General features: G+C 45.3%; 14 protein-coding genes. 6 read left to right on the forward strand and 8 right to left on the reverse strand.

Annotated elements, in window-relative coordinates:
- Positions 1-9: 9 nt before the first annotated feature.
- From AC5JBY_RS07630 to AC5JBY_RS07650, 5 genes are all read right to left on the reverse strand, one after another.
- The gene (locus AC5JBY_RS07630) at positions 10-963 is read right to left on the reverse strand and encodes a transketolase family protein (protein WP_495903971.1); all 954 of its coding nucleotides are present in this window, start codon (positions 961-963) and stop codon (positions 10-12) included.
- A 39-nt stretch (positions 964-1002) separates the two neighbouring features.
- A complete protein-coding gene (gene galE, locus AC5JBY_RS07635; RefSeq protein ID WP_495903972.1) occupies positions 1003-2058 on the reverse strand; it encodes a UDP-glucose 4-epimerase GalE in 1056 nt (351 codons plus the stop codon).
- A gap of 86 nt (positions 2059-2144) precedes the next feature.
- On the reverse strand, positions 2145-3005 hold the full coding sequence (rfbA, locus tag AC5JBY_RS07640; protein ID WP_495903973.1) for a glucose-1-phosphate thymidylyltransferase RfbA: 861 nt from the start codon (positions 3003-3005) through the stop codon (positions 2145-2147).
- A gap of 145 nt (positions 3006-3150) precedes the next feature.
- Positions 3151-4167, reverse strand: a complete 1017-nt coding sequence (locus AC5JBY_RS07645) for an inorganic phosphate transporter (protein WP_495903974.1) — start codon at positions 4165-4167, stop codon at positions 3151-3153.
- 9 nt (positions 4168-4176) lie between these two features.
- The gene (locus tag AC5JBY_RS07650) at positions 4177-4824 is read right to left on the reverse strand and encodes a DUF47 domain-containing protein (protein WP_495903975.1); all 648 of its coding nucleotides are present in this window, start codon (positions 4822-4824) and stop codon (positions 4177-4179) included.
- A 127-nt stretch (positions 4825-4951) separates the two neighbouring features.
- Here AC5JBY_RS07650 and AC5JBY_RS07655 point away from each other — a divergent pair, with 127 nt between their 5' ends.
- From AC5JBY_RS07655 to AC5JBY_RS07665, 3 genes are all read left to right on the forward strand, one after another.
- Positions 4952-6262, forward strand: a complete 1311-nt coding sequence (locus AC5JBY_RS07655) for a porin (protein WP_495903976.1) — start codon at positions 4952-4954, stop codon at positions 6260-6262.
- Between the two features lie 219 nt (positions 6263-6481).
- Positions 6482-9283: a TonB-dependent receptor gene (locus tag AC5JBY_RS07660; protein WP_495903977.1), complete on the forward strand. Its 2802-nt coding sequence runs from the start codon at positions 6482-6484 to the stop codon at positions 9281-9283.
- Positions 9284-9308: 25 nt separating this feature from the next.
- Complete coding sequence (locus tag AC5JBY_RS07665; protein ID WP_495903978.1) at positions 9309-10772, forward strand: beta-helix domain-containing protein; 1464 nt, start codon at positions 9309-9311, stop codon at positions 10770-10772.
- A 221-nt stretch (positions 10773-10993) separates the two neighbouring features.
- On the opposite strand, the gene AC5JBY_RS07670 is transcribed toward AC5JBY_RS07665, so the two are convergent.
- Positions 10994-12214, reverse strand: coding sequence for a hypothetical protein (locus AC5JBY_RS07670; protein ID WP_495903979.1), 1221 nt, complete (start codon positions 12212-12214; stop codon positions 10994-10996).
- A 581-nt stretch (positions 12215-12795) separates the two neighbouring features.
- Here AC5JBY_RS07670 and AC5JBY_RS07675 point away from each other — a divergent pair.
- A complete protein-coding gene (locus tag AC5JBY_RS07675; protein ID WP_495903980.1) occupies positions 12796-13494 on the forward strand; it encodes a hypothetical protein in 699 nt (232 codons plus the stop codon).
- Positions 13495-14094: 600 nt separating this feature from the next.
- Positions 14095-14271, forward strand: coding sequence for a hypothetical protein (locus tag AC5JBY_RS07680; RefSeq protein WP_495903981.1), 177 nt, complete (start codon positions 14095-14097; stop codon positions 14269-14271).
- 90 nt (positions 14272-14361) lie between these two features.
- Here AC5JBY_RS07680 and AC5JBY_RS07685 read toward each other — a convergent pair whose 3' ends face one another.
- The gene (locus AC5JBY_RS07685; protein WP_495903982.1) at positions 14362-15396 is read right to left on the reverse strand and encodes a glycosyltransferase family protein; all 1035 of its coding nucleotides are present in this window, start codon (positions 15394-15396) and stop codon (positions 14362-14364) included.
- A 26-nt stretch (positions 15397-15422) separates the two neighbouring features.
- The gene (locus AC5JBY_RS07690) at positions 15423-16256 is read right to left on the reverse strand and encodes a UDP-2,3-diacylglucosamine diphosphatase (protein WP_495903983.1); all 834 of its coding nucleotides are present in this window, start codon (positions 16254-16256) and stop codon (positions 15423-15425) included.
- A gap of 197 nt (positions 16257-16453) precedes the next feature.
- Here AC5JBY_RS07690 and AC5JBY_RS07695 point away from each other — a divergent pair, with 197 nt between their 5' ends.
- Complete coding sequence (locus AC5JBY_RS07695; RefSeq protein WP_495903984.1) at positions 16454-17023, forward strand: helix-turn-helix domain-containing protein; 570 nt, start codon at positions 16454-16456, stop codon at positions 17021-17023.
- Positions 17024-17144 lie beyond the last annotated feature (121 nt).

Raw genomic sequence — 17144 nt, forward strand, 5'->3', positions numbered from 1 at the left:
CGAAGACGTTTATTTTCTCTTCATTACTTTTTCTACTGCTGTCAGGATGTTGGGAGTATCCAAACCATACTTTTTCAGCAGTTGCGTAGGCGTACCGCTTTCGCCAAAGGTATCGTTGGTGCCAACGTACTCGATGGGGATAGGCAGGTGGCGCGCAGCTACCTGTGCAATAGAATCACCCAGGCCACCAATGATATTGTGCTCTTCTACAGTTACGGCACATTTGGTCTTGGTGATGGATTTAAGCACCGCTTCAGTATCCAGTGGCTTGATGGTGTGGATGTTGATCACTTCCACGCTCACGCCTTTTTCCTGGAGGATAACACCAGCTTCGATGGCTTTCCATACCATGTGGCCACAGGCAAAGATCGATACATCAGTACCTTCAGAGAATACCTGAGCCTTACCAATTACAAAATCTTCTACTTTGGTGAAGATGGGCCAAACGGGACGACCGAAACGCAGGTAAACAGGACCAACGTAGTCGGCGATAGCCAGCGTAGCGGCCTTGGTTTGGTTGTAGTCGCAAGGCACGATCACGGTCATGCCAGGCAACATTTTCATCATACCGATATCTTCCAGTATCTGGTGAGTAGCACCGTCTTCGCCCAGCGTTAAACCGGCGTGAGAGGCGCATATCTTTACGTTCTTGCCTGAGTAAGCTACCGACTGGCGGATCTGATCATATACGCGGCCAGTAGAGAAGTTGGCGAATGTAGTAGTGTAAGGTATTTTTCCGCCAATGGTCATACCAGCTGCAATGCCGATCATGTTGGCTTCTGCAATACCACACTGTACGTAACGCTCAGGAAATTCTTTGATGAACTGGTTGAGCTTTAAAGAACCAGCCAGGTCGGCTGTTAAAGCAACAACGTTAGAGTTTTTACGGGCAGCTTCTGCTATTCCATCGCCAAAGCCGCTCCTTGTATCTTTTTGCCCGGTGGGCTGTATCTCTTTCAGCATGGTCCTTGATTTGATGCTGCAAATATATGGCCTTCCGGACTAATTCAGGTCTGCCGGTTTGCTCTGGTAGAATTTTTCATCTGTTTTGAGACGCTGCTCCCACTTCCAGGCAGTAAGCAACATGTCTTCCAGTGAATATTTCAGTTTCCAGCCCAGCGTTTTTACAGCAAAGTCATTATTGGCATAAATGGCTATCACATCGCCGGGGCGGCGGGGGCCTATTACATAGTTGAGGTGCACACCTGTTACTTTCTCAAAAGTCTTGATGGCTTCGAGCACGGTGAAACCATTGCCGCTGCCGAGATTGAACACCTCACAACGTTTGGTACTCTTGCCTTGTTCGAGAAATTGTATAGCGAGCGTATGCGCGTGGGCAATATCACTTACATGGATGAAGTCGCGTACACAGGAGCCGTCCCTTGTATCATAATCATCACCATACACCTGCATCAGCGGCAATTTGCCAATAGCAGTTTGCGTAATGGCAGGTACCAGGTTGGCGGGCTTGCCGATGGGCAATTCACCGATCAGGATGGAAGGGTGGGCGCCTACCGGGTTGAAGTAACGCAGCAATACACATTGAGCACTGCTGGCCTTCGAAAACTCGTTGATGATCTGCTCACCCATTTGCTTGGTGTATCCATAAGGAGACTCCGCAGGTTTGGGAGGCGTGGTTTCCGTTACCGGTATCTTATCAGGATTGCCATATACAGTACAGGAAGAAGAGAACACGAAATGCGGTATGTTGAACTCCTGCACACATTTCAGCAGGTTGATTAGCGATACCAGGTTGTTCTCGAAATACATCAGCGGCTGCTCCACAGATTCACCTACCGCTTTGAAAGCAGCAAAGTGGATGATGCCGGTGATATCTTCATTCTCCTGGAAAATCGCGAAAGTGTCGTCGAAGTTGCAAAGATCTACCTTATAATTCTTGATCTTTTTGCCGGTGATCTTTTCAATGCCTTCAAATATACGGGGGGTAGAACGTGAGTTATTGTCAACAGAAATAACTTCAAATCCGTTCTCTACAAGGTCTACGATGGTATGCGAACCGATATAGCCACAACCGCCTGTTACAAGGATTTTGCTCATCTTATGGATAATGGTGAGTTGGGTCTTTGAAAATTTTGCTAAAGTTATATTAAACTCCTGTACGGGGTACGGTATTGTTCAGTTTTCTATTTTATTAAGTTCATCAGGTATTGGCCATAGCCACTTTTGAGCAATGGCTGAGCCATAACCTCCAGTTGTTCCCGGGAAATAAACCCTTTGCGCCAGGCTATTTCTTCGATACAGGCTATTTTAATACCCTGCCTTTGTTCGATAACCTGCACAAATTGAGAAGCCTGCATGAGCGAATCGAAGGTGCCGGTATCGAGCCAGGCTGTACCACGGTCGAGGATGGAAACCTTTAATTTCTTGCGGCGCAGGTATTCTTTATTTACATCGGTGATCTCATATTCGCCCCGGGGGCTTGGCTGCAGATCCCTGGCTATTTTCACCACTTCATTATCATAGAAATATAAGCCAGGTACCGCATAGTTGCTCTTTGGCTTGGCAGGTTTCTCTTCAATAGAAAGCGCCTGTTTGTTGTCATCGAATTCCACCACGCCATAGCGCTCAGGATCACTTACATGATAAGCATATACAATGCCGCCATCGGGATTATTATTCTTTTCAAGCTGCTCACCCAGGCCGGCGCCATAAAATATATTGTCGCCTAATACAAGAGCTACAGAGTCATTTCCAATGAAATCGGCGCCGATCACGAAAGCCTGCGCCAGTCCATTAGGCACCGCTTGCTCGGCATAAGAGAATTTGAGCCCCAGTTTGGAGCCATCGCCCAGCAGCCTGCTGAATTGAGGCAGGTCGTGCGGAGTAGAGATGATCAGGATTTCACGGATGCCGGCCAGCATCAGCGTAGATAAAGGATAATAGATCATAGGCTTATCGTAGATAGGCATGATCTGCTTGCTGATACCGTAAGTAATCGGATGTAAACGGGTTCCGGAACCGCCAGCCAGTATAATTCCTTTCATTTATATATTGTTATTGGTGCGTAAAACTCATTGATTATTCGCCAAAATAGTAAAATTTCCAATGATTTGGAACTTGCCCCACAAACAAAACCCCGCAAGATGCGGGGCCCGTGTTGTTGGAAAAGAAGTTAGTAGCTGACAAATTTTATATAAATAGCTTCACGATATAATATACGATCGCTGCCAGGATAGCGCTGATGGGGATGGTAAGTATCCATGCCCAGAGCAGGTTGATCGTTACACCCCAGCGTACTGCCGATAAACGTTTGGTAGCACCTACACCCATGATAGCACCGGCAATGGTATGCGTGGTACTTACCGGGATAGCGAGGTGTTCAGTCAAAAAGAGTGTAGCAGCACCGGCAGTTTCCGCAGCAACACCTTCCAGCGGCGTTACCTTGGTGATCCTGGAGCCCATGGTCTTTACGATCTTCCAGCCGCCACTCATCGTACCCAGCGCGATGGCACTGAAGCAGGCGAGCGGTACCCAGTCGGGCACATTCTTCACACTATCCAACTCTCCCTGCGCTACCATCGCAGCAGCGATAAGACCCAGTACTTTTTGGGCGTCATTACTACCATGTCCGAGGCTAAACAAGGCCGAGGATACAAGCTGCAGCCGGCGAAACCAGCTTTCTGCCTTGTAAGGATTGGCCCTGCGGCATAGGTTCACGATAATAAGCGTTATAATGAGCGCCACCACCATACCAATAAGCGGTGCGCCGAATATGAACAGGAAGATAGGTAGTACCACACTGTAGTTGATTACAGTGAATCCCCCTTCAGACAGGCCCCCTACGTGTGCCAGCGCAGCACCCATAAAGCCTCCCAGCAAAGTGTGGGAAGAGGAAGAAGGGATGCCAAACCACCAGGTAAGCAGGTTCCAGGCAATGGCAGCTACCAGTGCCGAAAAGATCACCGGCAGCGTAATGAAATGTGAGTTGATGGACTTGGCAAAAGACATACCGATCTTAAACTCACCAATCCAGTATTTAGCAATGAAGAACGCGGCAAAGTTGAACACTGCTGCCCAGATCACAGCCTGAAACGGAGTGAGAACCTTGGTCGAAACGATGGTGGCGATTGAGTTGGCTGCGTCGTGAAATCCGTTGATATAGTCGAAAGCCAATGCCAGTATAATAATGATAACCAGGAATGTCATAAACGGTTATTACGCGTATTTAATGATGATGGACTCGATCACGTTTCCGGCATCTTCACATTTGTCGGTTACAATCTCCATCACCTGGTAGATTTCCCGTTTCTTGATCACCTCTTTGGCATCCGGCTCTGTTTCAAACAGACGGTCGATGCTCATATCGAAAATATCATCAGCCTGGTTTTCGATGCTGTTCACCTTTACCAGCGCATCTGTTATGTTACGCATGTTGCGCATATTGCGCAGTTCAAATACCGCAACTTTGATCTGCTCGGAACCCTGCTCGATCAGGTCGGCCATTTTCTGGATACCCTGATCATTGGGATTTACTTTATAAAAGTTGATCTTTTTAGCGGAAGCAAAGATGTAGTCACAAATGTCATCCAGGGCGGTGGCCAGGTAGTGAATATCCTCCCGGTCGAAAGGAGTGATGAAGTTGCGGCCGAGCTCGGTAAATATTTTATGGGTGAAATCGTCATTCACATGCTCCATGTCTTCGATCTGGGCAATGATAGCGGCACGTTTGTCGAAATCGGGCTCTGTTACCACGTCCTTCATCAACTTGCCCATCTCAGCCACTGTTACCGCAACCTGTTCGAAAAGAGAGTAGAAGATCTTGTCCTTCGGCATGAAAATCTTCATGATAGAGTTCAAACCCATACACCTATATTATTTGGGGGCAAAAATAGAACTAATAGACCGATGTTATAGATAGGGTGAATTGGTAATAATTTCTTAACAATAGCTCTTTTCTACCAAACTACCTTTGCTCCAATATTATGAAAGTATGAAGTTATTGTTAAGCCCTAAGCGGGCAGGGTTGCTGGCGGGTCTGCTGATTGTTACGCAAGTGGTTCATAGTCAATTCTTAATGGATATGATTGACACCACTACAGAGGTAGGGAAGGGGCTACTGTACATATACAAGAAATTCGACCGGGTAAACATCAGCGGCTATATGCAGCCCCAGTTCCAGGTGGCCGACCGGAAAGGGGTAGAAACCTTTAACGGGGGGAATTTTGCCCCACAATCCAACAATCGCTTTATGCTGCGTCGTGGCCGGATACGCTTCGATTATACCCGGTTTACCGATAAAGACCAGCCCGGTGTACAATTCGTCTTCCAGTTTGAGGGCACAGAACGAGGCGTTGTGATCAGGGATTTCTGGGGCCGCGTATTTGAAAATAAATGGGAACTCTTTGCTTTCACCGTTGGGATGTTTCCACGCCCCTTTGGATTTGAAGTAAACGTTTCATCAGTCGACCGGGAATCACCTGAGCGCGGCCGCATGTCGCAGATACTGATGAAAACGGAGCGTGATTTGGGTGCAATGATAAGTTTTGCTCCACGAAAGCCCGATCATCCCTTGCGTTATTTTAAATTCGATATAGGCTTGTTCAATGGACAGGGACTCACAGGACCTAATGAATACGATAGCTATAAAGACCTGATCGGTCGGTTATCATTGAAGCCTTATCCCGTTGCGGATAAGCTGACGGCATCAGCCGGCTTGTCGTTACTGCAGGGCGGGTTCATTCAGAATACGAAATATGTGTATGCTACCCGTAACACGAATGGGCGCAAATTATTTGTAGTAGATTCTTCCGATGATAATTTATATGATGAAGCACCGCGCGATTACAGAGGCGTAGACATGCAATGGAAGTTGAAACATGCCTGGGGCGCCACAGAATTGCGTGGCGAATATTGGTGGGGCACGCAAACCGCTACTGCCAATGATACAGAGACACCCGGGTTGTTGCTCAGTTCTCCTTATTATGTAAGAAAATTTAACGGCGCCTTCTTTTATTTCCTGCAAAACATTATTAATAAGAAACATCAGTTGGGAGTAAAATATGATTGGTACGACCCCAACACGGAAGTAAAAGGAAAAGAGATTGGCGCAAGCAGCACTAATATTACAGCCGCCAACATACGATATGATACCTGGAGCTTTGGTTATAACTACTATATGAACGATCACTTCAAACTCATGCTCTGGTATGATGTTGTAAACAATGAAGCCACCGCTTTGCCGGATTATGCAACCAACTTAAAGTCAAACGTGCTGACCTGCCGGCTACAATACAGATTTTAACGCGCAGCACCGGGACATTTAAGGGTTTTTATGTTACAATCGATAAAAAACGGCCATTTCAGGCAATTGATAACATTAAATAAATGTTCCCGTAACATTAGCGTAATATTCCCATAACATTAGAACTGTTCATAGGTGCTGTTAATGATTCCTTAACATTGCAGTAATATGACGGTAACATCCTGCTGATACTTTTGCCCGCACATTAAATAGACTGTTGTGAGCAAAAAGTACTCCCTGTTATTTGTCTTTGTATTAGTGACACTTGTTTCTTTTGCCCAAACCGGAAAAATATCCGGTAAAGTCCTGAACAGTAAGAATGAACCCCTGCAAGGTGTATCCATCAAGATCACCGGCGCACCCGGAGGTACTACTACTGATGTCGAAGGACGCTTCACGCTTACACTCGCTTCTGGCCAGAAATACGAATTGACTTTTACTACAGTAGGTTATGCCGCCAAGGTGGTAAGTGATGTAGAGATCACTGCCGGCCAGGTAAACGACCTTTCTGTTGTTATGGAAAAAGGCGGAGCCGAACTGAGCACAGTAACAGTAACCAGCCGCCGCACACCCGCCCGCCTGGAATCAGTTAACTCAGTGATCGCTTTCCAGAAGAACACGAATACGGTAGCATCTGTTGTTTCTGCTGAAACCATTCGCCGCTCTCCCGACCGTAACACGGGTGAGGTATTGAAGAGAACCCCCGGCGCGAGCTTGCAGGATGGTAAGTTCCTGGTGGTACGCGGTTTGGCCGATCGTTACAACCAGGCCATGCTGAACGGTATCCTGCTGACCAGCACAGAGCCCGACCGTAAGACTTTCTCTTTCGACCTGATCCCTGCCAACATGATCGATAACATCGTTATCAATAAAGCATTCGTTCCGGAATATCCCGGCGAGTGGGCAGGTGGTCTCATCCAGGTAAATACAAAAGATATCCCTACACAGCCCTTTTTGAATGTACAGGTAGGTACCGGTTTCAATACTCAAACCATCGGTAAAGACTTTTACAAAGCAAAAGGCGGTAGCTGGGATTGGCTCGGTATCGATGATGGTACAAGAGGATTGCCCAAAGGCTATACCACTAAGTCGAACTTCGATATCATGACCCCTGCAGAAAAGACTGCATTAGGAAAGACAATGCCTAATAATTGGACTGCCACTGCAGGCTCTGCTCCTTTGAATACTTCTTTCCAGGCCAATGGCGGATTTGTTACCAAAATATTCGACAAAACAGTAGGTGGAACTTTCGGTGTTACATATAATAAGAGCAACCGTTTCATCGACATGTTGAACCAGCGGAACAACATCACTGGCAACACAGTCAGCAGGAACTACGCTTATAATGATGACCGCTATGCACAGGATATCCTGGCTGGCGCCCTGGCAGGACTTAGCGTTCAACTGAGCCCTAAACACAAGATCTCGGTTAAGTCGATCCTGAACGTTAACACCACCAACTATTTCACCAACCGTAGTGGCCTCGACTTCGATCGCAGCAACGATGTAAGAGCTTCTGAAATTACTTTCAAGCAAAATACTTTCTTCACTACCCAGGTAATCGGTGAACATACGCTGGCAACTCCCCTGCGCCTGAAGTGGTATGGCTCCTTCAACATCCTAGATGGTTATAGCCCCGATCAACGTCGTATAGTATATACACGCTCTACCGGCACACAGGATCCTTACAACCTCCTGATCGCAAACTCCCTTTCTCAGGAAAGCGGTAGCCGCATCTTCCAGAACCTGAGCGATTATATATATACAGCTGGTGGCGACCTGACTTACAATTTCAACATGTTTGGCGATCGCCAAACCGTGAAAGGTGGTTATATGTTGCAGATCAAAGACCGCCTGTATGATGCAAAATTGTTTGCCAACTACCTGCCCCTCGATAATCCATCTTTAAGGCAGCTGCCTGCTGACAAGGTTTTTGCACCAGAAAACTTTGGCAATGGCGCTGCTTCCAGCACGCAGTTTGGTTTCGACGCGATCAAAGGAAATGCTTTCCGTTACCTGGCCAATACGATCATGAATGCTGGTTATATCCAGTTCGACAACTCATTCTTCGATGACCTGCGTGTTGTGTGGGGTGTGCGTGTTGAGAATTATGATCAACTGGTAGGTAGTGTTAAGAAATATGATCCCCGCCATACACATAGCGAAGTGCTCGACTGGTTACCTGGGTTGAATGCTACCTATAAGCTGAATGCCAAGACAAATATCCGCTTGTCTGGTTCACAAACCGTGATCAGGCCCGAACTGCGCGAGCTTTCTTTCCTGAACCTGTACGACTTTGAATTGAATGCCTCTGTACAAGGTAACCCCAACCTGAAAAGGACTAAGGCTACCAATGCTGACCTGCGTTACGAACTGTACCCCAAAGCTGGTGAAGTATTCTCGCTGGGTGTGTTCTATAAGTATTTCGACAATGCCATCGAGCAGATATATAATGAAGGCAGCGGTGGTGCAAGTACTTTCAACTACCAGAATACTGATAAGGCTACTTCTTACGGTGTTGAATTGGAGATCCGCAAAAAGCTTGATTTCGCACCTGCGCTGAAGAACTTCACTTTGTCAGCCAATGCCGCTTATATCAAGAGCCGCGTACAAGCTAATATCCTCGGAGTTGAGATCGATCGCCCAATGCAAGGACAGTCTCCCTACCTGCTCAACCTGGGTCTGAACTATGATGTACCCAAGCAAGGATTCAATGCCACTTTATTGTTCAACCAGATCGGTGAAAGGATCTACCTGGTGGGTGATATCAGCGCCGGCGCCAGCACACCGGATGTTTACGAAGCTCCACGCCCTGTGCTCGACTTTCAAATGGCTAAAAAAGTATTCAAAAGCAAAGGTGAGATCCGTGTAAACGTATCGGATATCCTGAATCGCACTCAATATTTCTACCAGAACCCTGATGGCAGCAAGGACTCTTTCCAGAAGAGCAAAGACCCTTATCGCTTCACCAGAAGGTTTGGTACAACCATCGGTGTAACATTTAACTACTCTATACTCTAATCTCTTTAAATACAAATCAAAGAATATGAAAAAGAAGATTTTTTTCCTCGCCGCATTTTCGGCACTTCTTATTGCAGGCTGCCGTAAAATAGAAACGGACGGAGAAAAAGAAGTGATTATCGTGCCCGGTGGTGGCAACGGTGGCGGTGGCGGTGTAACGATTACTTTGCAAGGTCGTATCAATGCTGACACTATGCTTCGTAAAGAGAATACTTATATTCTGAAAGATAAAGTATACCTGGTGGGTAATCATACGATGACCATCGAGGCTGGTACAACTATCAAGGGTGCTTATTCAGGTTCTGACGTTGCCGTACTGGTAATCAGCCGTGGTTCAAAGATCGTGGCCAACGGAACCGTTGATGCTCCCATTGTATTTACTTCCAACTCTCCTACTCCTAAATCAGGCGACTGGGGCGGTATTGTAATTTGCGGTAAAGCAAACATCAACACTACTTTCACTGGCACTGGCGGTGGTCCTGGCACACTGGAAGTAGAAGGCGGTATCAACAACGGCAACGGCGATGCCATTGCTGGTGGTGGCACTACGCCCGATGACAACGATAGCTCTGGCGTACTGAAATATGTACGTATCGAATATGCTGGTTACGCTTTCCAACCCGACAAAGAAGTAAACAGCCTTACCATGGCTGCTGTAGGTAGAAAGACGGTAATCGACCACGTACAGGTTTCTTATGCAAAAGATGACGCATTCGAGTGGTTTGGTGGTACTGTAAACGCTAAATACCTGATCGCTTACAAAACACAGGACGATGACTTCGATACCGACAACGGCTTCAGCGGTACTATCCAGTTTGGTCTGATCATCCGCGATTCACTCATTGCCGATGTATCTAAATCAGAAGCATTCGAAAGCGATAACAATAGCGGTGGTACAGTTGTACTCCCACAAACAAAAGCAGTTTTCTGTAACGTTTCTGCTTTCGGACCTTTAGCTACTTTGAACAACATTGGTAGCACCAACTACCTCGGCTCTGCCGCTCAGATCAGAAGGTATTCTTCTATCTCTATCTTCAATACTGCATTGGTAGGTTGGGGTTCAGGTCTCGAGATCAACGATAAAGATGGTCCTGCAGGTTCTTCTGAAAATTTCCTGACAGCAAAAACTTTGCAACTGAGCGGTATATTCATTGCCGGTTGCAGAAAGCCAATCAACTTCGTATCAGGTTCAGGTTCTGCCGGTACTACAACAGAAGCTTCTCTGACTGCTGAGTTTAACCTCGCAGCTAAAAAGAACAGGATACTTACCGTTGACGAGATCCGTTACACACGTCCTTTCGACTACGTTAACCCCGACTTCGTACCTTTCGGTAACTCACCACTGGTTATCCCTACTGCCTCTAACACTTACTTTGATGATCCGATCCTGACTGCCCGTCAGCCATTCATCGAGAAAGTTGATTTCATCGGTGCGATCGCTCCCTCTGGCGCTTATGCCAACTGGCACAAAGGATGGACAAGGTATTAATAGATTAACCTGACTATAATACGAGGGGCGTCTCATTGAGGCGCCCTTTTTCATTTTGGGCAGACATCTTGATTCGCTAACCATAAGTGAGTTGTTTATGTAATATTGATATTCAATTTGTTATTATGTGTGTTCATTTTTATTTCATGTTCACTAATAATGAACAGCCTAAAAATGTGAACATTTGAAGGAGGTGGTGGGATGGTTGAATTATATGGTTATTACTTTGGCTGAGTGATACCTGGAGGAGCGTAATGATAAACTACTTCGTACGATGAGCTGCGTAAACTGGCCTGTAACTGGCCGATAGGCAAGTCTTCTTGTTGAGGAGTGGGCTCACAAACAGTGTATTTGTTGCCATTATAAATAATTGGATGGCCCAACGGCTTATCGAACTGCACAGCAATAGTAACATGCTGCGGATAAGAAAGCACGATCATCGGCAGGTTATAGATCTCTTTTACAAGATAAAAGAACAACGCCACCCTGTCTTCACAATCACTCTGTTCATAAAGTAGCGTTTGTTCGGGCGATAACCTTTTCTCGCTGCCAAACGTCCTTGAATCAGTCTCGAACAGAAATGCATAACGGGTAAAACGCATGAGGTAATCCACACCGTTTTTGATATTCATCCGCTTCACATTCTTTTTTAGCAGGGGAATGAGCGATTGATAAGTTTCCCGGCTAAGCGGAATATTTAACTGCGCTTCGTAATCTACCGTAGGGTAGTTGGTGAATAACGCTTTGATCTGGGGATTCAGCTTTACCTTGAAATGATAATCATTATCGTAATAATTAAAGCGTAACTCCTTTTCCTGGTAGTCGCCTGGACTGAATGCAGGCAGCTTATTGATCCGGTAAGAAAAGGTATTTCCCTCCGCGGTGCCCGGTATATTAACCGGCGTGAACCGGTTTTTCAAAAAATCTATAGTGCCATAATCATGATAGTTGAGACATACATATTGTTTGCCATCATACACCCGTGTAGGTATGTTGTAAATGTTTTCGGCGCAATAGATATAAAACAGAACCCGGTCGCCTGCTACCGCCAGCATGGCATCATAACCGGTTTTATTGAGCAAATACCATTTGTAAAAAGTATAACGCAGGTAGTCGTCAGCCTTGGGACTTATATACTGAGCAGTTTTGCGAACAAGCTGGTAGAATAACCAGTCATCAGGCTGGTATTGCTTCTTATAAGCTGTCAGCGCTTTAATGATGGATTGGTAATGCTCATTATTGACGTTGTTGTAAAATGACTCAACGGACGCCTGCGTTAGTGGAGTGGACTGTATAGGCTCAAGGTTAACCTTATCAAAATTGAATAGAATAGGGGTGCCGCAAAAATCAAACTGGATAGTTGATGCTTGTTGTGGTTGGGCAGCAGCGGGGACAACGGACGCTGCCAGGAACAGGGATAATATGATAACCCATCTTTTCACCGGCAAACCTTGTGTACTATAATTTACAAATAATTATTGGATATACTATTGAATATTTATAACTCGTTGTTTTGTAATTATTTAGCGGACGTGTTTTTTAACCAGCTTTTCATCAATTCTTAACGGTAGCATAAACCTGCGGTAAGGTATACGTAACAACCGCAGCCTACCTTGCAGTGCCAATAGAATTTATGTGAATTGATATAAGAACCTCTTTTTAAAGCGTAGAATTTTCTCATGTGACTGCAGCCGTTCGATTTCCATCGTGACGGCTTTTTTATTCCCCTGCTCATATTTAAATAACAGTTTACCCGCACCCCTAAACGGGATAAGCCGTACTTGAGCCGGGGTTGAGCCGTACATGATCCGCACTAAAGGCGCATTTTCATAAACATTGAACTACTCCGTGAAGCTGAATGCTTAATAATTGCATGTCAGTCAATCGATTAGACCTATCCGGGGCTCAAGAAATCAATGAGGTACCATCGCGAACCCTTAGTCAATCCCAAAATAATTTCGGTCATCCCCTTCCAAAGCACAAATAACATTATTAATTTCATGCATATAATTAACGCTTACCGATGGCCCAACAATGTGGACCCATATTTCTTGAATGCACCTGGGACAACCTCACCTTTTACAAATGGGAGGGCCAGCACCTCGTACGCATGAAAAGCAGGCTCACCCGGGAGAAAGTCCTCACACACCCGGCCTTCCACAAAACCCGCCTTGCTGCCGGCAGACTGGTAACCGCTTCAAAGATCGCCTCCTCCATCTATAGCGATTTGCCTATGGATTGGCGCCAGTTCTGGATGTACCGCGACTTCACCGGCGAAGCGATGATCATGATCGACAATGGCGCCACTGCACAGGAAGCCTACGACTACCTTTGGAAGACCTATGTAGAATATTGGGTACTCTACCAGCAAGCCACTGGCATCAAACTCAAAACAGGCCGCAGGCAACAACCCGTCAGACCAAAGAAAACTTACAAGACACGCCTGAAACACCGCACCGAAAACCCGAAGTGCCGTCGCTATCTCAAGCTCATTGGCCGCAACCACTGGAAAAGCAATTACGATAATACTGCCGAATTGATAGAACGTGAGCGCAAGCGCATAGCCCGCGAAAAGAAGCTTCAATGGTTAGAAGAGCAACGCCTGAAAGAAAGATGGATGCAGGAGATCATAGCATCCGGCGTCTTGCGAAAGAAGAAAAGAAGGCGCGAACAACAACGACAAGCCATCCAACTAAAACCACCCAACCAACGCGTCGCATAAAACGCTATAGGTCGTTCGTCATTCAATTCGTGTAATTCGATAGGAATTCGTGTTTACTCCTTACCAACTTTCAACTTGTTAACCTGTCAACTAACTCTTATTCCTTTCTTAACTCTCCACTACCCAATTACCCCAGCATACAAGTAGAATATTAAAGTTGAAGTATATATTGTTTCGTAATTCTACTAATGCTCGTTGAGGTATTATGAAAAAAGACCACCGGTCAAAGCCAAATACTACCGGTCATATATTTTGTCGACAACATATTTATCATGAGAATGAAATTAATTTGTTGATTCTGCATTCTTAACACAGCGTCTACTTAACTTTGGTCTCCAATTGATTTCTACAACTCTTTATAAGTGAGAGGAATTCTCTCATGTGACTGACGCCGTTCGATTTCTATCGTGACGGCTTTTTTTATGTCATTACCTCCTGGCATCATTTTTAATAGCGCTGGCATTTGGGTAAATGTTCCTCAATTTGGGTATGGGTATCAGTTATGTACAACCGATTATTAAAGCACTTTAATATATTTTGGTACGGTGCTTGTTATTCTTAGTCAACACTTAATTTTCTAACACTTTTAATTGTTGATCTATGAAAACACTATTAGTAGCAGTAGCAGCGCTGTTTGTAACAGCCACCATCACCGCCTCGACAACACAATTGAAGGCGCCAGCACCAGGAGACAATGTAAACTATCAGGACACCGGTGGTAAAAAGAAAAAAGACACAACAAAGAAGGATACTTCATACGTACAGTACCATCATTAAAAACGGTGTCATGAGATCAAAAGGAAAAAAAGTCGTACAATGAAAACGTTGTACGACTTTTTTTATATATCAGGTGAGAATGGGAAAGGGTTAATTGAACACCAGCTCAGGGTAAGGTATCTCTAATTTGTCTTTGAGATCTGAGCAACGGAACATAAGGATATTGATGATGGCCTCCGTTGAATATTTATAAGAGATAGTAGGCGTAACAGGATCATTTACCCAGTTGTCGAAGATGTCCGGAAAATCGTCATCCAGCTTATCCAACGTTTTAACACCTATTTTCTTCAAGGCGGCAGCGTTGCACATTTGCTCATACTGACCCTTGATAGGAATGGCAATCATTTTCTTTTTCAGGTGTAAAGCTTCAGCGGGTGTTTCAAAACCTGCTCCGCAAACAATACCATGGCAGCTGATAAGACTTTCATTAAAGTCATGTTTGCTTACAGGTATCAGCGTGATGTTGCCAATAGTCTTTCTTTCCTTAGTCTGGCGGGAGAACACTTCAAAGCGATGGTCCTTGAAAGGAGCCAGCAAAGCCATCAGCTCATTGTCGCAATAAGAAGGCAGGTACACAGTCACATGTCCGTCGTTCCTGGCCTCTGCCTGCAGTATTTCAGTTTTGATAACGGGCGAAAAGATAAAGTCATCATAAGATTCAAAATGCAATCCTATATATTGAGAAGCCTTCGCATAATTCTGGAGAATCCACTCACCCACCTTATTTACTTTTTCAGGGCGGGGCGTTTTATCAGACATGAAGCTGGCCTGGTGACCAAAGTTTACAGAAGGTACTTTTTTACGCGCGCAGGCAATGGAAGTGATTACCTCAAAGTCATTCAACACAAGGTCATATTTCTCTACGGGCAGGTCCCTTGCCTCCTTCATGATGCGGAGCGGAGAAATGCTGCGCGTAAGTTTCCAGTAATCCAGCGAGCCCTTGCAGGTATAAAACAGGCTAAGCCCGTTGCTGCGGTACTTGACAGGCGCGTCGAGCGGCAACGTACTGTTGGCGCCACTGAGAAAAAGGTCTACAGTACCAAACTTTTGCAGGAAGGGCAACAATTCCATAGCCCTGCTGATATGTCCGTTACCAGTAGCCTGTAAAGCATAAAGAATTTTCATGTGCGTTCTTAATGTTCTTGGGTTAGTTAAATGGCCAGTGAGTTTATATAAAAGTTGATCTCGTCTGTGACTACATTGATCTTTCTGCTCATGTCGGTAGCAGGAATATGTTGGAAATCCTTTTCGTTGTATTCAAATATTTTCCATTCGTTCTGGCTATACTCCAGGGCGGTGAGATGCTCTACCCAGTCGCCGGAGTTGAGGTAAGTCACCTTTCCGTTTTCATTCTCTACTATTCTCTTCTGTGGCTGGTGAATGTGGCCACAGATCACATAATCATATTTCTTCTCTATAGCCAGTTCGGCTGCGATCATTTCAAACTTATCGATGTTCGCCATCTTGTTTACCCCTGCCATTACTTTCTTGGAGATGGAGAGCTTCTCCCGTCCAAAAAGTTTCAGGGTAGAGTTGATAAACCGGTTGAAGAGGATCAGCATGCCATAACCACTGCTGCCCAGCTTGGCCAGGAACTTAGCTCCACCTTTGGTAGTGTTGTCAAATACGTCCCCATGGAATATCCAGGTCATCTTGTTATCGATCTCCAGTACCAGTTTGTCCGTGAGGGTAAAATTGCTGAGCTGGAAGTCGGTATACTTGCGGAGTAGCTCGTCGTGGTTGCCGGTGATATAAAATACCCTGGTGCCTTTGGTCATGAGGTTAAGCACCTCCTTGATCACCGCCATGTGTGAAGCTGGAAAGTACCGCTTGGAGAATTGCCAACCGTCGATGATGTCACCATTGAGGATAAGAATGTTGGGCGCTATACTTTTTAAGTAAGCAACCAGTTCCCGCGCATGACAACCGTACGTGCCCAGGTGAACATCGGAGAGAACCACTACGTCTACAGGACGTTTTTCCATGGAGTTTGGGTTTTGCAAATTTCCCCAGATCGTATTACCCCAGTTTTAAGCAGACGTTAAGTAATTGTTTTGTAAATATGAACAGACTATTAACAGATTACATTATTTTAACTATAGTTTAATTGGAATCTACATCATTCGGCCACCCGCCTTTTTTTTATTTAATATTGTATTCCCTTAACGTATCCCTTATTATCATGCAGGAAGATCTGATCTTATTAATAGGTGAAAAGCTTAAATCGAAGCGCACACAGAAGAATATTACCCTCGAAGAACTGGCCAACAGGGCCGGCGTCACGAAGGGACTTATCTCGCAGGTAGAGAACAACCGCACAGTACCCTCCCTCCCCGTATTATTCAACCTGATCCATTCGCTGGGCGAAGACCTGAAGAGCTTCTTCGAAGACATGCACGAGCATTTTACCAATGGCCACGTATTAATTGTTCGCAAAGGCGAAGAAAAGCCTTTCGAAAAAGAGCCGGTTAAAGGATTCTCTTACAAGCGTATCCTCACCAAAAGCATTGTAGCGCAGGCCATCGATATTGCGGTGCTGGACCTGAAAAAAGGAGCCTCCCGCAAGCAGATGATACAAACAGATGCTTTCGAGTGTAAACATATCCTGAAAGGAAGCATCGAGTACCAGATCGAAAAGGAAAAGTTTGAACTCCATGCAGGAGATACATTATTCTTCGACGGGCGGGCTAAACACCGTTTGCGCAACATCGGCAACACCGAAGCCTCTATCCTGATAGCCTATTTGTTTTAATGCAATGATTTTCATCGGCTCTATTGTTGATAAAGCATATTTATATATACTAAACTTGGGTTTAGTGTTTATAAACAATTAATGCTTTGTTAAAACCCCCGTAACCTTCTCTTTACACAGC

Source organism: Paraflavitalea sp. (genome assembly GCF_059502485.1).